This is a genomic window from Streptomyces sp. NBC_00390 (genome assembly GCF_036057275.1).
Classification (GTDB): domain Bacteria; phylum Actinomycetota; class Actinomycetes; order Streptomycetales; family Streptomycetaceae; genus Streptomyces.
Map to the genome: position 1 here is coordinate 3975122 of NZ_CP107945.1, position 22788 is coordinate 3997909.

A 22788-nucleotide genomic window follows, 5' to 3' on the forward strand; every position below is an offset into this window, starting at 1 on the left:
CTTCTCCCCCGCACCACAGACGATGGCTCATTCAGGCATGTCAATGCCACAGGGACGATGCATCATGTTCCTGCACGTACAAGACCCTGGGGGGTGGAGAATTGCCGCATGTCGACACGAAACTGACACATCCCCATGCGGTCACCGAGCTGTGTCCCGAAGGATCGCGACTCTATGTCAGCGCACTGAGCACCGGGCGGATCGCCCGGATTGATGCGGAAGCCGCGCCCTGTCTCCTCGAGTTCGCGCTGTTGCACCCGGATCCGGACGATGCCAACTGGCTTCGCCCGGTTCCGCCGTCCGTCGCCCTGGCGCAAAGACTGCACCCCATTGAGCGCGAGATCCTGGACCGTAGGCGTGTGTCCATCGAACTGACCGATGCTTTCGAGCCGTTCATGGCCATCAGTGCCCAGAACCCGGCGAGCACCCATGCGATCACGGTGCTGGAGGGCTTCGACCGGATCAACGCGGCGCTCAACCTCGCCACGGCGGAGTGCCAGACGGAGATGCTGACGATCCAGCCCGGCGGTGGCCGCAGCGCCCATGTGCTCACGCAGGCCCTGGAGCGGGACCGCCCGCTGATCGACCGGGGCGTGAGCATACGCACGCTGTACCAGCACACGGTCAGGCACAGCCAGGGAACCCTCGCGTACGTCGAGCGGATATCCGCCGGCAAGGTGGAGATACGCACCCTCGAGGAGCTGATCGAGCGATTGATCGTCTTCGACCGCACGGTGGCGTTCATCCCCGCCCGCGACGACCGGCGCGTGGCCCTGGAGCTCCGCCACCCGGGCCTGGTGGAATACCTCATCAAGGTCTTCGAGCAGCTGTGGCGCCGCGCCGTACCGCTGACCGAGGAAGTCCCCTACGACCCGACTCCCGACGGCATTTCGGGCGTCCAGCGCTCGATCGCCAAGCTCCTGATCGAGGGGTACGTGGACGAGGCCATAGCGCGCAGGCTCGGCATGAACGTACGGACCTGCCGTGCCCACATCGCCAAGCTGGCGGCGGCGCTCGGCAGCGGCAGCCGCGCCCAACTCGGCTATCTCATCGCCCAGTCCGGGATCCTGCGGCAGGACCCCGGGCTCGTGACGGACACCGACGGCAATTGATCATGGCCGACTCTCGCCGTCGGCCCGCAGCGGTTCCGGGAAGTCGAGCATCCCGGCCTGGGCTATGCGCACGCCCAGCTGGGCGCGGCTGCTGCTGCCGAGGGCCGCGGCCAGCTTGGCGATGTGATAGCGGCACGTACGCACATTCAGACCGAGCCGCTGCGCGATGACCGCGTCCGTGTGCCCTTCGGCCAGCAGGGCGGCGATGACGCGTTCCCGGTGGGTGATGCCCTCGCCGCCGCCGAGCGCCGGGACGGGCTCGGCGAAGGGAACGGCCAGCCGCCACAGGCGGTCGAAGACGATGGCGAGATAGTTGATCAGCGCCGGATGCCGCACCTCCAGCGCGACGGAGCGGTCCGCGGTGACCGGGATGAACGCGACGGCGTCGTCGAACAGGAGCAGCCGCTCGATGCATTCGTCGAGCGTGCGCACCTCCACGGCACCTCCCAGCTTGTCCAGGTAGGCGGCCAGGGCCGGGCCGTGCCGGGCGACATGGGTGTACAGCGTGCGCATCTGCACCTGCTTCCGGGCCATTTCCTGTGCCAGGGGCAATGCCTTGAGCAGGATCTTCTCGCGCCGGATCCCGTCGGGCTGCACAGCCCACATCCGCGTTCCGCACGCGGCGGTCGCCTGGTCGATGGCCGCCTCGATACGGGTGCGGCCGTCCAGCACCCGCAGCCCCTCGTCGCTCACCCCGGTCCGCACATCGAGACCCGCGAAGCGCTCGAACGTCGCGGCCAGTGCCGTCACGCGGTCGTGCGTCGCGGCGAAGTCCTCCTGGATGCCGTGCAGCAACCGGGACATGGCCACACGCGGAGGGGTCGGCATCAGCCACTGCATGTCCACCGGGTCGGGATGGAGCAGCGCCAACTCGACCAGGCACCACGCCTCTTCGGCCTCCTGGCGCGTGATGCGGCCCTTCTGCAGGGCGTGGGCGTACACCCGGTCCCCGTCGTCGCAGAGCCGCTCGGCCCCGTGCGGATGCGCCTCGGGCGCGTAGGTCATCGCTCCCACTCCTCGATGTGTCCTCAAACGTCCCCACCGGAAAGGGCGTTGGGCCGACGGGGTCCTGAACGGGGGCGAAGGCTGCCGCGATCATAGAGGACGTGGCACATCCCGCAGAGGGAAAACGGCGCCGCGGGCCGGGCCCCCTCAGCAAGTTGCGGTTCCACAAGCTGACGGTGCCCAAGCCGCGAAGAGTGCGCAAGAGTCTTCCTCAGGGACGCATCCGGCGGACCACGGCGCACTGACGGCGCCGGGGCCCGCGGCGCCCTGATCCGGCTGCCGCTCGCGGGTACGCCGGCCGCGTGGCCAGGACGCGGCCGACGGCGTCTTCCCCAAGATCGCGAACGGCGCTCATACACCCGCGGGTCGTTCCCCGCGGTCCTGGCAGTGCCGCGGGGAACGATTCGGGCGTACACCGACGACGGGTTCTCCCCCGAGTGCGGGGAGGACGCTACGGCGACGGGCCGGGAGAGCATCCGCTCTCCCGGCCCGTCGCCGTACAACTCACTGCTCATTCGGGGCGCTTCGGCCGCCACACCACCAGCGCGCTGGTCTGCTGCACGTCCTGGTACGGCACCAGATCGCGCCGGTACGAGGCGTGCACCTGCGCCTCGCGCTGCTGCATCGCCACCGCCGCGCCGTCCACGGCCGCCGACAGTTCGGCGACGCGCTGCTGGAGCGCCGCGACCTGGTTCTCCAGTTCGATGATGCGCTTGATCCCGGCGAGGTTGATGCCCTCGTCCTGCGACAACTGCTGCACCGTGCGCAGTAGTTCGATGTCGCGGGCCGAGTAGCGCCGGCCCCGGCCGGCCGTGCGGTCCGGGGAGACCAGACCCAGCCGGTCGTACTGGCGCAGGGTCTGCGGATGGAGTCCCGACAGCTGTGCCGCCACCGAGATGACGTACACCGGCGACTCGTCCGTCAGCTCGTAAGGGTTGCGACCGCGTCCGGATCTGCCATCCATCTCAAGCTCCCTTCGCTGCCTGGAACAGCTCGGCACGCGGGTCCTCGTCCGCGGTGGCGTCGCGGAAGGCCTGCAGTGCTTCCTTCGCCTTGTCGCTGAGCTCGGTCGGCACCGTCACCTCGACCGTGACCAGCAGGTCGCCGCGGGTGCCGTCCTTGCGCACCGCACCCTTGCCGCGGGCGCGCATCGTGCGCCCGTTGGGCGTGCCGGCCGGCAGCTTCAGCGTGACCGGCGGCCCGCCGAGGGTGGGAACCTTCACCTCGCCGCCGAGTGTCGCCTCCACATAGGTGACGGGCACGGTGACGGTGAGATTGTCGCCCTTGCGGCCGAAGACCGGGTGGGCGTCGACATGGACGACGACATACAGGTCGCCGGCCGGTCCGCCGCGCTCGCCCGGAGTCCCCTTGCCGCGCAGCCGGATGCGCTGCCCGTCGGAGACCCCCGCCGGGATGCGCACCTGCATGGTGCGCGAGGAGCGGGCGCGCCCGCTGCCCTTGCAGACCTCGCAGGGATCCTGGGCGATCAGCCCGCGGCCCTTGCAGTCCACGCACGGATCGGTCAGCGAGAAGGACCCGCTGCCACCGCGCGAGACCTGACCGGTGCCGACACAGGTCGGGCACACCCTGGGTGTGCCGTTCTTGTCGCCGGTGCCCGAACAGGCCTTGCAGGGCGCCTGGCTGGACATCCGCAGCGGGACCGTGGCCCCGTCGACCGCCTCGGTGAAGCTGAGCGTCACCTCGGACTCGATGTCCTGCCCGCGGCGCGGCTGCGTCCGCGTACCCGGACCGGCGCCCCGGTTGAACAGGCCGCCGAACACGTCCCCGAGACCGCCGCCGAAGCCGCCCGCGCCACCCTGCGCCCCGCCCTGGGCGCCTCCGAAGAGGTCGCCCAGGTCGAAGTTGAAGGTGCCGCCGGCGGCGCCGGGACCGGGCCGGAAGCCGCCGTTGCCGAACAGGGCACGGGCGTCGTCGTACTCCTTGCGCCGCTTGGGGTCGCCGAGGATGTCGTTGGCCTCGGAGATCTCCTTGAAGCGCTCCTCCGCCTTGACGTCGCCCTTGTTGGCGTCCGGATGGTTCTCGCGGGCGAGTTTCCGGTACGCCTTCTTGATCTCGGCCTCGGTGGCGTCCTTGGGGACGCCGAGAACCTTGTAGTAGTCCTTCTCGACGAAGTCCTTCGTGCTCATCGACGTCCCTCCTTCCCGACGGTCACTGCCTCGGAGAACTCAAGCTCAGCCCTCGTCCGGGCCACCGCTCTCCTCGTCGTTCGCCTTCTCCTCCTTGGGCGCCGCGCCCGGCTGGGGCTCGGCCACCGCGACCCGCGCGGGGCGGATCGTGCGCTCGCCGATGCGGTACCCCGGCTGAAGCACCGCGACGCACGTCGTCTCGGCGACGTCCGGCGCATACGAGTGCATCAGGGCCTCGTGGATGGTCGGGTCGAAGGGCTCGCCCTCCTTGCCGAACTGCTGCAGGCCCATCTTGGCGGCGGCCGTCTCGAGAGACTCTGCCACCGACTTGAAGCCGCCCACCAGCTCCCCGTGGTCCCGGGCACGGCCGATGTCGTCGAGCACGGGCAGCAGCTCGGTCAGGAGCGTCGCCGTGGCGATCTCCTTGACCGTGATCCTGTCGCGCTCCACGCGCCGGCGGTAGTTCTGGTACTCGGCCTGGAGCCGCTGGAGGTCGGCCGTGCGCTCGTTGAGCGCGGTGCGGACCTGGTCCAGCTGAGCCGTCAGACCGGCGATCTTTGCTGCGTCCCCTGCCGGGGCCGCCGGGCCCTCCTTCTGGGAGGACTCGGCGGACTCGGCGGCGTCGTCAGAGGTGGCGCCGGAGGGGACGTCGGGATTCTCGTCGAAGCCCGGGGTCTCCTCCGTCACGCGGCACCACCCTTTGCGTCCTTCTCGTCGTCCACGATCTCGGCGTCGACGACGTCGTCGTCCGCCTTGGCCTGCTCGCCGGCACCGGCACCCGCGCCCGCGGCTGCGCCCTCGGGCGCGGCGTTCGCGTACAGCGCCTGGCCGAGCTTCTGGCTGACCGCGGCGACCTTCTCGGTGGCGGTGCGGATCTCGGCCGTGTCCTCGCCCTTGAGCTTCTCCTTCAGCTCGCCGACGGCGGTCTCGACCTCGGTCTTCACATCGCCCGGGACCTTGTCCTCGTTGTCCTTGAGGAACTTCTCGGTCTGGTAGACGAGCTGCTCGCCCTGGTTGCGGGTCTCGGCGGCCTCGCGGCGGCGGTGGTCCTCGTCCGCGTACTGCTCGGCCTCCTGGCGCATCCGGTCGACCTCGTCCTTCGGCAGCGAGGAGCCGCCGGTGACGGTCATCTTCTGCTCCTTGCCCGTGCCCAGGTCCTTCGCGGTCACGTGCATGATGCCGTTGGCGTCGATGTCGAAGGCGACCTCGATCTGCGGGACCCCGCGCGGGGCCGGCGGCAGACCGGTCAGCTCGAACATCCCGAGCTTCTTGTTGTACGCCGCGATCTCACGCTCGCCCTGGTAGACCTGGATCTGCACGGACGGCTGGTTGTCCTCGGCCGTCGTGAAGATCTCAGACCGCTTGGTCGGGATCGTGGTGTTGCGCTCGATGAGCTTGGTCATGATGCCGCCCTTGGTCTCGATACCCAGGGACAGCGGGGTCACGTCGAGGAGCAGGACGTCCTTGACCTCACCCTTGAGGACACCCGCCTGCAGCGCGGCGCCGATGGCGACGACCTCGTCCGGGTTCACACCCTTGTTGGCGTCCTTGCCGCCGGTCAGCTCCTTGACGAGCTCGGCGACGGCGGGCATACGGGTGGAGCCACCGACCAGCACCACGTGGTCGATCTCGGACAGCGCGATGCCGGCGTCCTTGATGACGTTGTGGAACGGGTGCTTGCAGCGCTCGAGCAGGTCCGCGGTCAGCTGCTGGAACTGGGCGCGAGTGAGCTTCTCGTCCAGGTGCAGCGGGCCCTCGGCGGAGGCCGTGATGTACGGCAGGTTGATCGTCGTCTCGGTCGAGGACGACAGCTCGATCTTCGCCTTCTCCGCGGCCTCGCGAAGACGCTGGAGAGCCATCTTGTCCTTGGACAGGTCGACGCCGTGCCCGCCCGCGAACTGCTTCACCAGGTAGTCGACGACACGCTGGTCCCAGTCGTCACCACCGAGGTGGTTGTCACCGTTGGTGGCCTTGACCTCGACGACGCCGTCACCGATCTCCAGCAGCGACACGTCGAAGGTGCCGCCACCGAGGTCGAAGACGAGGATGGTCTGGTCGTCCTTGTCCAGGCCGTAGGCCAGGGCGGCGGCGGTGGGCTCGTTGACGATACGCAGGACGTTGAGGCCCGCGATCTCACCGGCTTCCTTGGTCGCCTGACGCTCGGAGTCGTTGAAGTACGCGGGGACGGTGATCACCGCGTCGGTGACCTTCTCGCCCAGGTACGACTCCGCGTCGCGCTTGAGCTTCTGCAGGATGAACGCGCTCATCTGCTGCGGGTTGAAGTGCTTCCCGTCGAGCTCGATCTTCCAGTCGGTGCCCATGTGACGCTTGACCGACCGGATGGTCCTGTCGACGTTGGTGACCGCCTGGCGCTTCGCGACCTCGCCGACCAGCACCTCACCGTTCTTCGCGAAGGCGACGACGGACGGCGTGGTCCTGGCACCCTCGGCGTTGGTGATGACGGTGGGCTCGCCGCCCTCCAGAACGCTGACGACGGAGTTAGTCGTGCCCAGGTCGATGCCGACCGCACGTGCCATTTCGATTCCTCCAGCTGACTTGAGTGGAACTGGCTCAAGGATGCACGACGGCGCCGACCTCGTCAACAGACCTGAGTCGAGGCCACTCAACTTTTATCCGGCCCTTACAGGCATGCTGCGCTCCGCATGCGTGGTGGTGCGGTGCGTGTGGCATACATCTGCGAGAGTCATAGGGGAATAATTCGGTCAAGAAGTGTCATTCTTAACGAAGGGCGCGCCCATGTCGGCAAAGCGAGCCGTCGATCTGACGGGCAGCCTGTTCCTCCTGCTGCTCCTGTCCCCCGTCCTGCTGGCCGTCGCCGCGGCCGTCGCACTGACCTCGCCGGGCCCGGTCCTGACCCGCCGGGAGCGCACCGGCCTCGGCGGCCGGACGTTCACGATGCTCACCTTCCGCACGACCCGCGCCGAGTCCCTCACCCCGGTCGGACGGCTGCTGCGCCGCCGTCTCCTGGACACGCTCCCCCAGCTGATCAATGTGGTGCGCGGCGAGATGTCCCTCGTCGGCCCGCCGCCACTGCCGCCGGCCGCCCCCGGCGGCGCGGCATCCGCCTTCGGGGCCGACCGGGCCCGACAGGCACTGCGCCCCGGGATCACCGGCCTGTGGCAGATCAGCGGGCGCTCCGAGCTGCCCTGGGAGGAAATGAGCGTGCTCGACCTGCATTATGTTGAGCAACATTGGCTGGGACTCGACTTGTGGATCCTGGCGCGGACAGTCCCCGCCGCGGTCGCCGGACGCCCCGCGGTGAGGGTTGCCTGAGCGACACAGATCACCGCCCGCCCATCTGCAGTGCGGCACGACAAGTGGGTAGTCTCAGCAACGGACTGAATAAGTTACCGCTTAGTAGATGCGGTTTTCCCACCTCGCAGGCCCGAGGAGCCCCCAAATGCAGCTCGCCGCGATCATCGTGTCGCTGGTCCTGACCGTGGTCGGCGTTGCGCTCATCGCCCGAGCCGTCGCGCAGATCTACCGGTTCGTCAAGCTCGGTCAGCCCGTGCCTGCGGGCAGCCGCACCGACGACCCCAAGGCCCGCACGGTCACTCTGGTCAAGGAATTCCTCGGCCATACCCGAATGAACCGCTGGGGCATCGTCGGCTTCGCCCACTGGTTCGTCGCGATCGGCTTCCTGACGCTGCCCCCGACGCTGGCCCAGGCATACGGCCAGCTCTTCCAGGCGGACTGGACCCTGCCCGTCCTGGGCGGCTTCCTGCCGTTCGAGATGTACATCGAGTTCATCGGTCTGATGACCGTTGTCGGTATTGCCATCCTGATCGCGATCCGGCTGCTGAACCTGCCGTCCCGTGCGGGCCGCAAGTCGCGCTTCGCGGGCTCGAAGGCCTGGCAGGCGTACTTCGTCGAGTACGTCATCCTCACCATCGGTCTCGCGATCCTGGCGCTGCGGGGCCTCGAGGGCGCTATCCACCACGTGGATCACTACGAGCCGGCGTACTTCGTCTCGTACCCGCTGGTATTGGCCTTCAAGGGACTGAGCGTCTCCACGCTCCAGAACCTCATCTACTTCACCGCGATGATCAAGATCGGTACGTCGCTGATCTGGATGATCACGGTCTCGCTGAACACGAACATGGGTGTGGCCTGGCACCGCTTCCTCGGCTTCCCGAACATCTGGTTCAAGCGCAACGCGGACGGCGCGACCGCGCTCGGCGCGCTGCAGCCGATGACGACCGGCGGCAAGCTGATCGACTTCGAGGACCCGGGCGAGGACGACGTCTACGGCGTCTCCCAGGTCGAGCAGTTCTCCTGGAAGGGCATCCTCGACTTCTCCACCTGCACCGAGTGCGGCCGCTGCCAGTCGCAGTGCCCCGCCTGGAACACCGGCAAGCCGCTGTCCCCCAAACTCCTGATCATGTCGCTGCGCGACCACGCCCACGCCAAGGCCCCCTACCTGCTGGCCGGCGGCGGCAAGACCATGGAGGGCGAGGAGAAGGCCTCCCCGGAGCAGCTGAAGGACGTCCCCGCCGCCGCGCTGGCCCAGGCCGAACGCCCGCTGATCGGCACCGCCGAGGAGAACGGCGTCATCGACCCGGACGTGCTGTGGTCCTGCACCACCTGCGGTGCCTGCGTGGAGCAGTGCCCGGTCGACATCGAGCACATCGACCACATCGTCGACATGCGCCGCTACCAGGTGATGATCGAGTCCTCGTTCCCGTCGGAGGCGGGCACGATGCTCAAGAACCTGGAGAAGAAGGGCAACCCCTGGGGCCTGGCCAAGAAGCAGCGCGTGGAGTGGACCAAGGAGGTCGACTTCGAGGTCCCGATCGTCGGCAAGGACGTCGAGGACCTCACCGAGGTCGACTACCTCTACTGGGTCGGCTGCGCCGGCGCCCTGGAGGACCGCGCGAAGAAGACCACCAAGGCCTTCGCGGAACTGCTGCACATGGCGGGCGTGAAGTTCGCCATCATGGGCGGCGAGGAGAAGTGCACCGGTGACTCCCCGCGCCGCCTGGGCAACGAACCGCTGTTCCAGCAGCTCGGCCAGGAGAACGTCGCCATGCTCAACATGGCCTTCGGCGAGGACGACGAGGACCCCGCGACGAAGAAGCCGAAGTCGGCCAAGAAGATCGTCGCGACCTGCCCGCACTGCTTCAACACGATCGCGAACGAGTACCCCCAGCTGGGCGGCGAGTTCGAGGTCATCCACCACACCCAGCTGCTGCAGCACCTCATCGACGAGGGCAAACTCGTCCCCGTCACCCCCGTCGACGGCCTGATCACCTACCACGACCCCTGCTACCTGGGCCGCCACAACAAGGTCTACACACCCCCGCGCGAGATCATGTCCGCCGTCCCGGGCCTGCGCCAGCAGGAGATGCACCGCCACAAGGAACGCGGCTTCTGCTGCGGCGCCGGCGGCGCCCGCATGTGGATGGAGGAGCGGATCGGCAAGCGCATCAACAACGAACGCGTCGACGAAGCCCTCTCCCTCAACCCCGACATCGTCTCCACCGCCTGCCCCTTCTGCCTCGTCATGCTCACCGACTCCGTCAACGGCAAGAAGAACGACGGCCAGGCCAAGGAAACCGTCCAGGTCGTCGACGTCGCCCAACTCCTCCTCGACTCCGTCAAGACGCCGCCTGCCGACCCGGCGCCGTCGGAGGAGCCGGAGGGCGCTCCGGAACCGGAGCCGGCGAAGTAACCGTCTTCGTACGCGACCAAAAGAACGGCCGGACCTGCCTCGGGGGCAGGACCGGCCGTTCTTGCGTGGGTCATGTGGGTGCCACACCGGTCCCGGAAATTTCTTGCTGCCCCATACAACCCTTGGGCCACGTCGCAGGTCTCCTGTTCGCCGACCGACTCGTTGCATCGTGAACAACTTCCGGTGAACGGGGAGGAACGCCCCCCATTGTCTGCGGATGCCCGTCCGGCATTCCGCATGCTGCAGGAGAACCCCGCATGCAGAAGCACTTCCGCATCGCCCCGGCCACGGCCACCGCGGCGACGCTCACGGCCGGCCTGCCCGCCGCGAGGGCCGGCCTCCGCACCATCTCGCCCAGCACCTCGGGCGTCCCGACGACCGGCGCCCCCCTTTCCGGCGCCGACTTCGCCAACTGACACCCGGCCCCATCCGATCGGCCGACCGGTGCCGTACGCCCCGTCGTACGGCACCGCGGCCTGGACACCTGCGGAGTCCCATGCGTACGCGTGCGCTTCTCGTGACCACTCTCGTGACCACCGCCCTTGCCGCAGGCCTGCTCACCGTCACGGCCGGCACCGCCCCGGCCGCCCCCTCCGGGCTGCAGGACGACTTCAACGGCGACGGCTACCGCGATCTGGCAATCGGCGCCCCCATCACCAACATCGGCGGCCATCCGGGCGCCGGACTCGTGGCCGTCGTCCACGGCGGCCCGAACGGCCTCGACAAGTCCAAGCGGACCCTCATCAGCCAGGCCACGGCCGGCATCCCGGGCGTCCCCGAGGTCAACGACCACTTCGGCTCCGCGCTCACCACCGGCGACCTCGACGGCGACGGCTACACCGACCTCGTCGTCGGCGTGCCCGGCGAGCGGATCGGCAGCACCTCCACATACGGCGTGATCACCGTCGCCTGGGGCGGCCCGAAGGGGCTCACCTCCGCCACCGAGTTGGCGACACCGCTGCCCGCCCCGCGTCCCGAGCTGGGCCGGTCCCTCGCCGTCGGCGACTTCGACGGCGACGGCAGCACCGACCTGGCCACCGTCAACAGCGGCGACATCGGAGGACTGCACATCTTCGAAGGCCCTTTCACCAGGACCGGCAAGGCCACCGCGCGCACCGACGTCAACCTCTCCGATGCAGGCATCGGCGTCGACAGGGTCGTCGCGGGGAACGTCGACGGTGACGGGGCGAGCGACCTGCTCGTCCTGGGCAGGGACGAGGCCATCGACGGTCTCACCGGCCGCAGCGTCCTCTACCGGGGCGGGAAGACGGGCCTCACGATGTCCGGCGCGGTCGCGGGCGGCCCGGCGGCGGTCATCGCCGACGTCGACAAGGACGGCTTCGGCGACATCGTCACCGGCAACCCCGCGGAGAAGTCCGCCTACAACCCGGACGGCGGCCTCGGCGGCGCTGTCACGGTGGCCTACGGCAGCGCCTTTGGCCTCAGCGGCCGTGCCCCGGTCCACATCACGCAGGACACCGCCGGCGTACCCGGCACCGGCGAGAGCCACGACGGGTTCGGCACGAGCCTGTCCTCCGGCGACACCGACGGCGACGGCTACGCGGACATCGCCGTCGGCGTCAGGGACGAAGCCCTCGGCAGCACGCCCCAGGCCGGACAGGTCGTCGTCCTGCGCGGCTCCGCCACAGGACTGACCGGCACCGGCGCCAAGGCCTTCACCCAGGACACCGCGGGTGTGCCCGGCACCGCCGAGCCCTTCGACCACTTCGGCTCCTCGGTGCGGCTCCTGGACAGCAACAAGGACCGCCGCGCCGAACTCGCCGTCGGCGCCCCCACGGAGAACAGCTACGCCGGTTCCGTCTGGCTCCTCAAGGCCGGCGCGAGCGGCATCACCGCGACCGGCTCGACGTCGTTCGGTTCCACCACGCTCGGCGGCCCGTCCGGCCTCACGCACTTCGGCGACGTACTCGCCAACTGACCTGCTCATTCAGTCGATTCAGGAGAGACCAGCGTGCGCAAGCACCTCCGCATCACCCTGGCCGCCGCGGCCGCCGCCGTCCTCACCGGCTCTCTGCTCGCCGCGACCGCCGCCACCGCGTCGGCCGCGCCCTCCGGGCTGCAGGGCGACTTCAACGGCGACGGCTACCGGGACCTGGCGATAGCCGCGCCCATCGCCAAGGTCGCCGGCAAGTCCGGCGCCGGGTACGTGGTCGTCGTCTACGGCACCAAGAGCGGCCTCGACAAGACGAAGCGGACGCTCATCAGCCAGGACACCGCCGGTATCCCGGGTGTCCCCGAGACCGGCGACTACTTCGGCGACCGGCTCACCGCAGGGGACCTCGACGGCGACGGATACACCGACCTGGTCGTCGGCGTGCACGGCGAGCGGATCGGCAGCACCGACGAATTCGGCGTGCTCACCGTCGTGTGGGGCGGCGCTGACGGCCTGAAGACCGCCACCGACATCACCTCGCCGCTGCCCCAGTCCCGCAACGAGCTGGGCTGGGACGTCGCCGCCGGCGATTTCGACGGCGACGGCAGCACCGACCTGGCCGCCGTCAACATCTCCTCGCCCGAGCTGAACATCTTCAAGGGCCCCGTCTCCAGGACCGGCAAGGCCGCTGCCCTGGTGGGCATCGACACCATGGAGGAGACCGGCATCAACTCCGACAAGCTCGTCGCGGGCGACGTCAACGGCGACGCCGCCACCGATCTGCTGGTCATGGGCCAGGAGTTGAGCGGCGACAACTACCGCACCCGCAGCGTCCTCTACAAGGGCGGGGCGAGCGGGCTCACGCCTGCGGGCAAGGTAGCGGGCGGCTACGCGGGCGCCATCGGCGATGTGAACAAGGACGGCTACGGGGACATCGTCACCGGCAACTTCATGGAGAAGTCCACCACGGAGCCCCATGGCGGCCTCGGCGGTGCCATCACCGTGACGTACGGCAGCGCCACCGGTCTCAGCACCCGTACCCCGGTCCGTATCAACCAGGACACCACCGGTGTGCCCGGTACGGCGGAGAAGGGCGACAGCTTCGGCTGGAGCCTGTCCGCCGGTGACACCAACGGCGACGGATACGCGGACATCGCCGTCGGCTCCATGGGCGAGGCCCTCGGCAGCAAGACGGGCGCGGGCTCCTTCCATGTACTGCGCGGCTCCGCCTCGGGCCTCACCGGATCCGGCGCCAAGTCCTTCTCGCAGGACACGGCAGGCGTGCCCGGCAGCGCCGAGGCGCGTGACCACTTCGGCGCCTCGGTACGGCTCGTCGACAGCAACGCGGACGGCCGCGCGGAGCTCGCCGCGGGCGCCTACGCGGAGAACGCGGGCGCCGGTTCGCTCTGGCTCTTCAAGACCGGCACGAGCGGCATCACGGCGACCGGCTCGACGACGTTCGGCTCCACCTCGCTCGGCGGGCCCTCCGGCCTCGCGTACTTCGGCGACGAACTCGCCCACTGACACCCTCCCTCAGCTCTGTGCAGGAGAACGCAGCGTGAAGATGAACCTCCGCATCACCCTGGCGACGGCCGCCGCGGCCGCCCTCACCGGCGGCCTGCTGGCCGCGACCTCCGGCACCGCCTCCGCCGCCCCTTCGGGGCTGCAGGGCGACTTCAACGGCGACGGATACCGCGACGTGGCCGTGTCGGCTGCGAGCGCCACCGTGAACGGCTACAAGAACGCGGGCGCCGTCACCGTTCTGTACGGCTCGGCCGGCGGCGCGGGCGCCGAGAAGATCCAGACCCTCACCCAGAACAGCGCCGGCGTCCCCGGCACCGCCGAGACGGGCGACGCCTTCGGCGGCCATCTCGCGGCAGGCGACTACAACGGCGACGGATACGCCGATCTCGCCGTGGGCTCCCAGCGGGAGGACGTCGGCTCGGACACGGACGGCGGCGCGGTCACCATCGTGTGGGGCTCCGCGACCGGGCTCGTTGGCGGTACGGGGGTCGCCGACCCGTCCCCCTCCAGCCACGACCAGTTCGGCGCTGTCGTCGCGGCAGGCGACTACAACGGCGACGGCAAGGCCGACCTCGCCATCAGCGCCGACAACCAGAAGATCGACATCTACCGCGGCGGCTTCACCAAGTCCGGTGGTACCGGCGGCCGTTACTCGCTCACCGCCCCGGTCCTGGCAGTGCCCGGATTCGACATCTTCTACCTCGCCCCGGGCGACGTGAACAAGGACGGCCGCACCGACCTGGTCGTCGACGGCTACGAGGGCGACAGCCCGAACGAGTACTCGTACAACGCCAACTACTACCTGCCGGGCTCGGCCTCCGGCCTCACCACCACCGGCAAGGTGAAGCTGCCCGCGGGTGTCATCTCCGACATCGGCGACGCCAACGGCGACGGTTACGGCGACATCGTCATCGGCAACAGCTGGGACAGCGGCGCGGACAGCGCCGGTGTGGCCAAGGGCGGCGCCATCAAGGTCGTCTACGGCACCTCCAGCGGTCCGAACGGCGGCGAGATCACCGTTCACCAGGACACCCTCGGTGTCCCCGGCACGGCAGAGTCGAAGGACAACTTCGGCTACGAGGTGAGCTTCGGCGACATCAACGGCGACGGCAGGTCCGACCTGGCCATCGGCTCCCCCAACGAGGACGTGAACGGCGTCGCGAACGCCGGCATGGTCACCGTCCTGTACGCCACGGAGACGGGCTTCGCCGAGACCGGCAACCAGGGCCTGGACCAGGACGTCCCGGGCGTGCCCGGCGCCGGCGAGGCGGAGGACGCCTTCGGCGGCGAGGTCTTCCTCTCCGACACGAACAACGACGGCAAGGCCGACCTGACCGTCGGCGTCCCGTGGGAGAACGCACGGGACGGCCAGATCGTGGCCTTCCGCTCCAACGGCACGCAGATCGACCCGGCGGGCCGGAGCATCGGGCTGGGCGCCACGGGCATCTCGGCCGTCGGCACCCCGATCCTCGGCTGGCTCATCACCGGCTGACGCCAACTCCCGCCCACCGATGGCCGGTTCCGCGCACCCGGCGCGGAACCAGCCGTCGGGCGCTCCGACCGGCATATGGCCATGCCCCGTTGCTCAACCTGACCGACGCACCGAACCATCCCTGACCAGGAGAACGCTCATGCCCCGCCATCCCCGCTTCCGCCGCGCCCTCCTGTGTGCGGCAACCGCGGCCGCACTGACCGGCGGCCTGCTCACCGCTGCCGCCGGGACCGCTTCGGCCGCCCCCTCCGGGCTCGCCGGCGACTTCAACGGCGACGGCTACCGCGACCTCGCGATCTCCGCCCCGGCCGCGACCGTCGGCGGCAAGGAGTGGGCGGGCCATGTCGCCGTCGTGTACGGCGCCGCGACCGGCCTCAACCCCGCAAAGCGCACCGTCATCAGCCAGAACAGCCCCGGTGTCCCCGGCTCGGCCGAGACCGACGACCAGTTCGGCCACAAGGTGGCCGCGGCGGACCTCAACCGTGACGGCTACTCGGACCTGATCGTCACCGCCTCCAAGGAGGACACCGAGCAGGGCGACGACGCCGGCACCGTGGTCGTCGTCTGGGGCAGTGCTTCCGGCCTCAGCGGCGGCACCACCATCAAGAACCCGCTGGCGCTGCACGGCAGTTACTTCGGGCTGAGTCTTGCGGCCGGCGACTTCACCGGCGACGGCAAGCCGGACCTGGTCATCGGCGCCCAGGGCGACTCCGGCAACCCGCCCTTCAAGATCCGTCTGATCCGCGGCCCGTTCGCGAAGTCCGGCACGACCGGCTCCGTGACCTCGTACGCGTCACCGCTCGAGTGGCCCGGCCTCACCGCCGGAAGGGTCAACGGCGACGGCAAGGCCGACCTGGTCGTCACCGGCAACAAGCCGGAGAGCGACGACCTCGGCCCGGCCGTCTACTACCAGGGTTCCAGCAGCGGCCTCAGCAAGGGCGCCACACTCCGCCCCGGCTCCGTCGCGGCCATCGGTGACCTGGACGGCGACGGATACGGCGACATCGCGCTCGGCAACGCCGAGGAGCCGGAGCACGAGCCGTCCGGCTCCACCGGCGGCGAGCTCAGCATCGTCCACGGCACGAGCACCGGCCCCAGCGCCACGCGTCGCACGACTCTGACCCAGAACTCCGCCGGCGTCCCCGGCGGGAGCGAGCACGGCGACGCGTTCGGCCAGGCGCTCGCGATCGGCGACCTGGACAAGGACGGCCGCGCCGACCTGTCCGTCGGCGTCCCCGGCGAGACGATCGGCGGCGAGCCCGACGGGATCTACGGCGCCGGCACGATCACCGTGCTGCGCGGCTCCGCCACCGGACTCAGCACGAGCGGCGCGCTGCTGCTCAGCCAGGACAGCCCGGGTGTCCCCGGCAGCGCGGAGAGCATCGACGGCTTCGGCTCCCAGCTGTTCGCCTCCGACGTCAACCGTGACGGCCGGGCCGACCTCAGCGCCGTCGCCTCCCAGGAGAACGACGATGCGGGCGGCCTGTGGCATCTGCCGGGCGCGGCCGGGACCCTCTACTCGACGACCGGCTCGACCAGCTTCGGACCGGGAGCACTCGGCCTCTCCACCGCGTACTCGGCCTTCGGCTCGGAGCTCGCGGGCTGAGTCCCTGTCGCTCGTCATCAGCGGCCGGACCCGCCTCGGGGCGGGTCCGGCGGCGCTGCTGTCACCGCCGCCGGCCGGCCCCCCGCTCGGCCTGCGATCCCGGCGCACGGCACCGCACGGGGAGACGGCGCGGCATCGCATCGGATAACCATTGGCCTGCGATTGCGTGCAAACCATTGCGTGGCAGGGGCATCCGGACCAGCATCATGGGGCGACCGCGCACAGACGAGACCGACGGGCAGGGTGGGACGTGCGGATACGAACGGCTGCCGTGGGCGCTCTCTGCGTCGCCGCGGCGCTGCTGACCGCGTGCAGCACCGCGGCCGAGCCGGAACCCCGGTCGGCCCCCAAGAACGGCGACGCGGCCCCGCTCACCGGCCGGGCAGGCGCAGCGGGAAAGCAGAGCATGCCCGTACCGCACGGCAAGGGCAGCCGCCTCCCCTTCGACTTCAACGGCGACGGCAACCGCGATCTCGTCCTGAACGACCTGGTCAAGGCCCCCGGCGACAGTCTCGGCGACGACGCGGGCATCGGCATCGTCTACGGCACCGCGGGCCCGCGCACCCTGGATCCGGCGGTACGGCAGCTCCTCACCCCCCGTACGCACGCCACCGAGGTCGAGGGCGTCCTGCCCGCCGCGTTCGACGCCGAGGCCTCCTGCGACCTCGACCAGGACGGTTTCGCCGACCTCGTCGTGACCACCGACCCGCCGTACGACGGCATCGGCCGCCCGCCCGTCCCCCTGCAGCTGCTCTTCGGCTCCCCCGCCGGACTCACCGGCAAGGCGGTCGTGCTGCGCATCCCCGGCCAGGCCCGTTACGGCAACGACTGGCCCGACCATCCGGTCTGCGGCGACTTCGACGGCGACGGCTCGCCCGACCTCGCCCTCACCGCGTCCGCCGGCCGCGTCAGCTTCCTGCGCGGCCCCTTCACCCGGGCCGGCGCCCCGCGCGCCGCCACCGCCCCGCTTCCCGGCGGCGGCCCTGCGCTGGCCGCGCCCGAGGCCGCCGCGGACACCAACGGCGACGGCGCCGACGACCTGGTCGCGCTGCCCCGTACGCATACGCCCGGGACGGCCGCCAAGGGCAAGCTTCTGCTGGGCGGACCCACGGGACCGGGCCGGCCGGGCGGCGGCTACGCGTACGCCGCCGTCAAGGTCCCGCCGGCCCCGGCGCTCGGAATCGGCGGAGGCGAGAAGAAGCCCGTCACGGACGTGCTCGCGTACGCGGACTTCGACGGCGACAAGCGCCCGGACATGGTGACGCGGACCCACCAGGGCGAGCGGGCGGACATCGTCGCCGTCCACCCGGCCCGTCCCGCGTCCCCCCGTACGCCCCCGCTGATCACGTTCAGCACGTCCCTCTTCCTGCCCTGACACCATCCGGCCCTGGTCCCTGACCTGGCCTGATGCGCAATCGGGCAGGCCCCCCAGGGTTCCCCTAGGGGATGTCACAGGTCGGCAGCAAAGGCCTTCTGATCCCGGGACCGACCCCACCCCAAGTGCGCGGACCGGGTACGTTCGATTACGTGGCTGGATTCAGGATCGGACGCGGCCGGGCCAATCGCCCCCCGCAGCAGCAGCAACCGCAGCAGGCTCCGCCCCCCTATCAGGGCGGTGGCCATGCGGCACCTCCGCACGGGCAGCAGCCGCCGCAGTGGCCGCAGACGGCCGGAGGCAGACAGCAGTATCAGCAGCACCCCCAGGGCCCGTACGGCGAGCCGGAGTACTTCGGCGACCCGTACCAGCAGCCCGCGGGCCACGACCCGTACGCGGCCAACAACCCTGGTCACACCCAGGCGTTCAGCGTGCACGACGACCCGTACGGCGCCGGCTCCACCTACCAGGCGGGCGGGCCCCCGGCCGCACCCGCGGGCCCGCGGCTGCACTGGAAGCAGCTGCTGAGCGGCATCGTGCTGCGCCCGGGAGCGACGTTCTGGCAGATGCGGGACTACCCGGTGTGGGGCCCGGCACTGATCGTCACGTTCCTCTACGGTCTGCTCGCGCTCTTCGGCCTGGACGAGGCGCGCGAGGAGACGATCAACGCGACGCTCTCCACCGCGATCCCGTCGGTGCTCACCACTGCGGTGGCGTTCGTCATCGGCGCTCTGATCCTGGGCGCAGTCACCCACACCCTCGCCCGCCAGCTGGGCGGCGACGGCGCCTGGCAGCCGACGGTCGGCCTCTCCATGCTGATCATGTCCATCACGGACGCCCCGCGCCTGCTCTTCGCCATCTTCCTTGGCGGCGAGAACTCCCTCGTCCAGGTGATCGGCTGGGCGACCTGGCTGGCGGCGGGCGCGCTGTTCACCTCGATGGTGAGCAAGTCGCACGACCTGCCGTGGCCGAAGGCTGTGGGAGCGTCGGCGATCCAGCTGATCGCGCTGCTGTCGCTGATCAAGCTCGGCACGATCTGAGCCGTCCTCACAAAAGGCCCCCGTCGCATGGCATGGCACATGGCGGGGGCCTCTCTGCGTGCTCGGCGGCCCGGCCGTGTCCGGCCGAAGGAGTCGGGCGGGGCCAGCGTGAGACGAGAGACGGCGTACGGGAGGACGGGATGGCGGCACCACCGAAGCAGGCGCCGGCGAAATGGGAGAAGGTACGGTCCTTCGCCCTGACCCTGCCCGGCGCAGGCGAGGAATTCCCCTGGGGCGAGACCGTCGTCAAGGTCAACAAGAAGATCTTCGTCTTTCTGGGCGTGGACGACGACAGCTATCCGCTGGGGATCGGCGTCAAACTCAAGGACGAAGCGATGCACGCCCACGCCCTGTCCTGCCCCGGCGCCGAGCCGTCCGGCTACGGGCTGGGGAAGGCCGGTTGGGTGCAGATCCCCCTCGCGCAGAAGGGCGCACCACCGGCGGAGGTGATCTGCGACTGGGTCGAGGAGAGCTACCGCACCATCGCCACGAAGAAGCTGATCGCGGAGCTCGACGCCCGCTGACCGCGCTCAGCGCAAGCTAGTCGGCGATCAACTCGGACAAGACCGGCACCCTGACGATGAACCAGATGACCGCTGTCGAAGTGGTGAGTCCCACCGCCTCGCCCGCCGGTCGAGGGGCACAGGGTGAGCCGTCGCTCTGCCCTGCCCGGGCCGCCGGTGGTGGGGCTGTGGGCGATCCTGCCGGCCATCGTGCTCTACGCCTTCCTCGGCTCGTCACGGCTGCTGTCGGTCGGCCCCGAATCGACGACCGCGCTGATGACCGCCACGGTGGTGGGGCCGCTCGCCGCGGGTGATCCCGCGCGGTACGCCGTCCTGGCATCGGCGCTCGCCGTCGCGGTCGGCCTGATGTGCCTGGTGGCGTGGGCCGCACCCGGCGGACGGGACCTCCGGCCAGGCCGCTTCGTCCGCCGTACGACCGGCGACCTGGCGGCCGTCATGAGGAGCCGACCGCCGCCTCGGCAGTCAGAGCGCCTCCCTGGAGGGCGTGCTGGGCTCGCCCGGCTTACGTACCGGAGGCAAGACGCTCCACGGGAAGTTGATCCACTGGTCGGTGCGCTTCCAGACGTACTCGCACTTCACGAGCGAGTGGGACTTCTCGTAGATGACGGCACTGCGGACCTCGGCGACATGGTCGACGCAGAAGTCGTGCACGAGCTTGAGCGTCCTGCCGGTGTCGGCGACGTCGTCGGCGATGAGGACCTTCTTGTCCGAGAAGTCGATCGCGTTGGGGACCGGCGCCAGCATCACGGGCATCTCGAGCGTCGTCCCCACGCCGGTGTAGAACTCCACATTCACCAGGTGGATGTTCTTGCAGTCCAGCGCGTACGCGAGACCGCCTGCCACGAAGACGCCGCCGCGCGCGATGGAGAGCACGATGTCGGGCTCGTACCCGTCGTCGGCGATGGTCTGCGCGAGTTCCTGGACGGCGTCGCCGAACCTCTCGTACGTCAGGTTCTCCCGTACGTCACTCATTGCCGTTCCCTACACCTGCGTCCGGTGGAAGTTCACGAAGGACCGGGAGGCGGTGGGTCCGCGCTGCCCCTGGTAACGGGAGCCGTACTTCTCGGAGCCGTACGGATGCTCCGCCGGCGAGCTCAGCCGGAACATGCACAGCTGCCCGATCTTCATTCCCGGCCACAGCTTGATCGGCAGGGTGGCCAGATTCGACAGCTCCAGCGTGACGTGCCCGGAGAATCCGGGGTCGATGAAGCCGGCCGTCGAGTGCGTGACCAGCCCGAGCCGTCCGAGAGAGCTCTTGCCCTCCAGACGGGAGGCGAGGTCGTCCGGCAGCGAGATGACCTCGTACGTCGATGCGAGCACGAACTCACCGGGGTGCAGGATGAATGCCTCGTCACCCTCCGGCTCGACCAACCGGGTCAGATCGGCCTGCTCGACGGCGGGGTCGATGTGGGGATAGCGGTGGTTCTCGAACACCCTGAAGTAGCGGTCCAGCCGCACATCGATGCTCGAGGGCTGCACCATCGAATCGTCGAACGGGTCGATGCGTACACGCCCGGCGTCGATCTCGGTTCGGATGTCCTGGTCTGAGAGAAGCACCCCCCGAGGATACGCAGAGCGCGCGGGCCCGCCTTCATCGGACGGGACCGCGCGCCCGGACCGTCTCCGTTACCGCTTGTCCTGCGCCTCCACGGGCACGGCATGCCTCAGCCGCGCACAGCGTGGGCACCGGATGAGCCGCCCGGGTCCGAGCCGGTCGGCACCCAGCTGCTGCATCGGAAACGAAGCGGTACTGAACACATGCCCTTCGGCACAGCGGACGACGGTGCGCTCCATCAGGTCCATCGGGCCCCTTCCCCTGCGAATGTGGACGAAAGCACACATTAGGGGATGCCACGGACACCACTCCACGCGGCACTCCGCACGACCACGGTACGCCCCAACTCCCGCTCCTCGCAGCCACATCGAGCCCCTCAAGAGCACTAAAGCCCCGCGGCGAATACCACCGTGGGGCGCGCAATGAGGTAGAGTATGCGGCGCTGCAGGATCGATCACCGGTCCGCTGCGCGGGTGTAGTTTAATGGTAGAACATGAGCTTCCCAAGCTCAGAGCGCGGGTTCGATTCCCGTCACCCGCTCTTGAAAGAAGGCCCAGGCCAGCGACCTGGGCCTTCTTCGTTGCCTAGCCCTGTCAGACCCTCCCGTGCCCTCCGCGTGCCCCAACTCGCAGGAACACCCTGCTCGGAGGGCCCTTCGCGCACCACTTGCACCACACGGGCCCGAGGTCGCCCCGCATCGCGAGACGCACCCATGTGACCTGCGCCACGATCCCCCTACAGCTGATGCGAATTCCCGTCCGCAACGCGGCAGTTGCCCTTCGAGGTTCAGACCAGGGCAGGGGTCTGGTCGGCGGGCACGCGCCGGGGGACGAGGCGGACGTAAGCGACCATGCCACGGACTTCGACGAGGGTCTGGGTGACCACCACCACTGCGGCCACCGACAGTGCGTCGGGCAGGGCGAGCGCGAGGGGCAGAACGACCAGGGAATTCCGGGTCCCGCCGGTGAACGGATCGCCCGTCCGGCGAAGGCATCGAGCTGGAACAGCCGGGCGACGGCCTTCCCGGCGAGCGCCATGACGACGAAGAAAGCCGCGTAGAACCGGATGATGGCTGCGATATCGGCGAGGATATCGGACATGCCCCATTGAGGCAGTGACACGGCAGGGATGCACAGCACGTGTCTCATGGCAGATTCACATGTAACCACTATTGAGGCCACAGGTGCGCGGGCCAGCCTTGCGACGGATCTGCGATGAGAGGCCGGGCTCTCCTGGCCAACGGCACGCTGGCCGTGCTGCTGGCCGGGGGCATCGGCTTCGCGTACGTGTCGCTCGGCGACGACGGGGCCACGGCCTCGGCCACACCAGGACCACGGCTGTGATGCGGGGTGATCTGACCGCTCCGGTGGTGGCGTCCGGTGCGGTGGAGAGCGCGACGAAGCGGGCGCGATCTGGATCATCCCCGGCCTCCCTCGGCACGGCGGTGCACCCGATCCGCTGCACTTCCCAGCCTGCCCCCGCAAAGCCCGGCCACACCAGCCTGCCCGCCCGCCGCTCCGGGCAGGACAGGATCTACGACCAGGAGTCCTGTGGGCAGGCCGCTTTCCGCGCCCGCCGGCGAGAGAGTCCGTGAAGCCGTTACGCGGGACTGCCCCCAGAATCCCCCCACAAGCCGCTGACCAGTGCGGATAACGCGTCTTGCGTGACGGAGGCCAAGAAGACGCCGAGCCTGCTTTCGACCGGTCAGCCAGTCTGGCCAAGCCCGTGACCTGCGCGTTCGCAGTGCATGAAATCCCTGCCCCGTTGCCGTTCGAGGTCGATTACCTCACTGCCGAACACGCGAAAATCTATCTTCGCTGGA

19 protein-coding genes, 1 tRNA gene and 2 pseudogenes are annotated in these 22788 nt (G+C 69.7%); 14 read left to right on the forward strand and 8 right to left on the reverse strand.

Features of this window, described 5'->3' with window-relative positions; all coding sequences use genetic code 11:
• Positions 1-86 precede the first annotated feature (86 nt).
• On the forward strand, positions 87-1112 hold the full coding sequence (locus OHS70_RS17220; RefSeq protein WP_384049447.1) for a helix-turn-helix transcriptional regulator: 1026 nt from the start codon (positions 87-89) through the stop codon (positions 1110-1112).
• Here the strand turns inward: OHS70_RS17220 and OHS70_RS17225 are convergent, their stop codons facing one another.
• From OHS70_RS17225 to dnaK, 5 genes are all read right to left on the reverse strand, one after another.
• Positions 1113-2117, reverse strand: a complete 1005-nt coding sequence (locus OHS70_RS17225) for a LuxR C-terminal-related transcriptional regulator (RefSeq protein ID WP_328398477.1) — start codon at positions 2115-2117, stop codon at positions 1113-1115. It abuts the gene before it with no gap.
• Between the two features lie 511 nt (positions 2118-2628).
• Positions 2629-3081 (reverse strand): heat shock protein transcriptional repressor HspR, encoded by a 453-nt coding sequence (locus OHS70_RS17230; RefSeq protein WP_328398479.1) that lies wholly within the window; start codon positions 3079-3081, stop codon positions 2629-2631.
• A gap of 1 nt (position 3082) precedes the next feature.
• A complete protein-coding gene (dnaJ, locus tag OHS70_RS17235; protein ID WP_328398481.1) occupies positions 3083-4264 on the reverse strand; it encodes a molecular chaperone DnaJ in 1182 nt (393 codons plus the stop codon).
• 45 nt (positions 4265-4309) lie between these two features.
• On the reverse strand, positions 4310-4951 hold the full coding sequence (gene grpE / locus OHS70_RS17240) for a nucleotide exchange factor GrpE (RefSeq protein ID WP_328398482.1): 642 nt from the start codon (positions 4949-4951) through the stop codon (positions 4310-4312).
• On the reverse strand, positions 4948-6801 hold the full coding sequence (dnaK, locus tag OHS70_RS17245) for a molecular chaperone DnaK (RefSeq protein ID WP_328398483.1): 1854 nt from the start codon (positions 6799-6801) through the stop codon (positions 4948-4950). The genes grpE and dnaK overlap by 4 nt, the downstream gene beginning before the upstream one ends.
• Positions 6802-7021: 220 nt before the next feature.
• Between dnaK and OHS70_RS17250 the strand changes: the two genes are divergently transcribed.
• From OHS70_RS17250 to OHS70_RS17300, 11 genes and pseudogenes are all read left to right on the forward strand, one after another.
• A complete protein-coding gene (locus OHS70_RS17250) occupies positions 7022-7558 on the forward strand; it encodes a sugar transferase (RefSeq protein ID WP_328398484.1) in 537 nt (178 codons plus the stop codon).
• A gap of 127 nt (positions 7559-7685) precedes the next feature.
• Positions 7686-9956, forward strand: coding sequence for a (Fe-S)-binding protein (locus tag OHS70_RS17255; RefSeq protein ID WP_328398486.1), 2271 nt, complete (start codon positions 7686-7688; stop codon positions 9954-9956).
• A gap of 257 nt (positions 9957-10213) precedes the next feature.
• Positions 10214-10372 carry a hypothetical protein gene (locus tag OHS70_RS17260; protein ID WP_328398488.1) on the forward strand — a complete coding sequence of 53 codons (159 nt, stop codon included), beginning with the start codon at positions 10214-10216 and terminating at the stop codon, positions 10370-10372.
• An 80-nt stretch (positions 10373-10452) separates the two neighbouring features.
• Complete coding sequence (locus OHS70_RS17265) at positions 10453-11895, forward strand: FG-GAP-like repeat-containing protein (protein WP_328398490.1); 1443 nt, start codon at positions 10453-10455, stop codon at positions 11893-11895.
• A 33-nt stretch (positions 11896-11928) separates the two neighbouring features.
• A complete protein-coding gene (locus OHS70_RS17270; RefSeq protein WP_328398492.1) occupies positions 11929-13374 on the forward strand; it encodes an FG-GAP-like repeat-containing protein in 1446 nt (481 codons plus the stop codon).
• 40 nt (positions 13375-13414) lie between these two features.
• Positions 13415-14866, forward strand: a complete 1452-nt coding sequence (locus OHS70_RS17275) for an FG-GAP and VCBS repeat-containing protein (protein WP_328405680.1) — start codon at positions 13415-13417, stop codon at positions 14864-14866.
• Positions 14867-15005: 139 nt separating this feature from the next.
• Positions 15006-16472, forward strand: coding sequence for an FG-GAP-like repeat-containing protein (locus OHS70_RS17280; protein ID WP_328398494.1), 1467 nt, complete (start codon positions 15006-15008; stop codon positions 16470-16472).
• A gap of 250 nt (positions 16473-16722) precedes the next feature.
• Positions 16723-17847, forward strand: coding sequence for an FG-GAP repeat domain-containing protein (locus tag OHS70_RS17285; protein ID WP_328398496.1), 1125 nt, complete (start codon positions 16723-16725; stop codon positions 17845-17847).
• Between the two features lie 152 nt (positions 17848-17999).
• Positions 18000-18887 carry a Yip1 family protein gene (locus OHS70_RS17290; protein ID WP_328398497.1) on the forward strand — a complete coding sequence of 296 codons (888 nt, stop codon included), beginning with the start codon at positions 18000-18002 and terminating at the stop codon, positions 18885-18887.
• Positions 18888-19027: 140 nt separating this feature from the next.
• The gene (locus OHS70_RS17295) at positions 19028-19411 is read left to right on the forward strand and encodes an MmcQ/YjbR family DNA-binding protein (protein WP_328398499.1); all 384 of its coding nucleotides are present in this window, start codon (positions 19028-19030) and stop codon (positions 19409-19411) included.
• A 150-nt stretch (positions 19412-19561) separates the two neighbouring features.
• A pseudogene (locus tag OHS70_RS17300) lies at positions 19562-19777 on the forward strand (SulP family inorganic anion transporter); the annotation flags it as partial.
• Between the two features lie 96 nt (positions 19778-19873).
• Here OHS70_RS17300 and OHS70_RS17305 read toward each other — a convergent pair.
• The gene (locus OHS70_RS17305; RefSeq protein ID WP_328398501.1) at positions 19874-20383 is read right to left on the reverse strand and encodes a phosphoribosyltransferase; all 510 of its coding nucleotides are present in this window, start codon (positions 20381-20383) and stop codon (positions 19874-19876) included.
• 9 nt (positions 20384-20392) lie between these two features.
• Positions 20393-20968, reverse strand: a complete 576-nt coding sequence (dcd, locus tag OHS70_RS17310) for a dCTP deaminase (RefSeq protein ID WP_328398503.1) — start codon at positions 20966-20968, stop codon at positions 20393-20395.
• 467 nt (positions 20969-21435) lie between these two features.
• On the opposite strand from dcd, the gene OHS70_RS17315 reads away from it, so the two are divergent.
• A tRNA-Gly gene (locus tag OHS70_RS17315) sits at positions 21436-21506 on the forward strand.
• Between the two features lie 246 nt (positions 21507-21752).
• On the opposite strand, the pseudogene OHS70_RS17320 reads toward OHS70_RS17315, so the two are convergent.
• Positions 21753-22051, reverse strand: a pseudogene (locus tag OHS70_RS17320) (arsenic resistance protein); the annotation flags it as partial.
• Between the two features lie 129 nt (positions 22052-22180).
• On the opposite strand from OHS70_RS17320, the gene OHS70_RS17325 reads away from it, so the two are divergent.
• Positions 22181-22309, forward strand: coding sequence for a hypothetical protein (locus OHS70_RS17325; protein ID WP_328398505.1), 129 nt, complete (start codon positions 22181-22183; stop codon positions 22307-22309).
• Positions 22310-22788: the final 479 nt, after the last annotated feature.

Excerpts from the sequence above, each read along its gene's own strand:
- OHS70_RS17225 (WP_328398477.1), bottom strand. The coding sequence starts at position 2,117 with ATGACCTACGCGCCCGAGGCGCATCCGCACGGGGCCGAGCGGCTCTGC.
- OHS70_RS17230 (WP_328398479.1), bottom strand. The coding sequence starts at position 3,081 with ATGGATGGCAGATCCGGACGCGGTCGCAACCCTTACGAGCTGACGGAC.
- dnaJ (WP_328398481.1), bottom strand. The coding sequence starts at position 4,264 with ATGAGCACGAAGGACTTCGTCGAGAAGGACTACTACAAGGTTCTCGGC.
- dnaK (WP_328398483.1), bottom strand. The coding sequence starts at position 6,801 with ATGGCACGTGCGGTCGGCATCGACCTGGGCACGACTAACTCCGTCGTC.
- OHS70_RS17250 (WP_328398484.1), top strand. The coding sequence starts at position 7,022 with ATGTCGGCAAAGCGAGCCGTCGATCTGACGGGCAGCCTGTTCCTCCTG.
- OHS70_RS17255 (WP_328398486.1), top strand. The coding sequence starts at position 7,686 with ATGCAGCTCGCCGCGATCATCGTGTCGCTGGTCCTGACCGTGGTCGGC.
- OHS70_RS17260 (WP_328398488.1), top strand. The coding sequence starts at position 10,214 with ATGCAGAAGCACTTCCGCATCGCCCCGGCCACGGCCACCGCGGCGACG.
- OHS70_RS17265 (WP_328398490.1), top strand. The coding sequence starts at position 10,453 with ATGCGTACGCGTGCGCTTCTCGTGACCACTCTCGTGACCACCGCCCTT.
- OHS70_RS17275 (WP_328405680.1), top strand. The coding sequence starts at position 13,415 with ATGAACCTCCGCATCACCCTGGCGACGGCCGCCGCGGCCGCCCTCACC.
- OHS70_RS17280 (WP_328398494.1), top strand. The coding sequence starts at position 15,006 with ATGCCCCGCCATCCCCGCTTCCGCCGCGCCCTCCTGTGTGCGGCAACC.
- OHS70_RS17295 (WP_328398499.1), top strand. The coding sequence starts at position 19,028 with ATGGCGGCACCACCGAAGCAGGCGCCGGCGAAATGGGAGAAGGTACGG.
- OHS70_RS17305 (WP_328398501.1), bottom strand. The coding sequence starts at position 20,383 with ATGAGTGACGTACGGGAGAACCTGACGTACGAGAGGTTCGGCGACGCC.
- OHS70_RS17325 (WP_328398505.1), top strand. The coding sequence starts at position 22,181 with ATGAGAGGCCGGGCTCTCCTGGCCAACGGCACGCTGGCCGTGCTGCTG.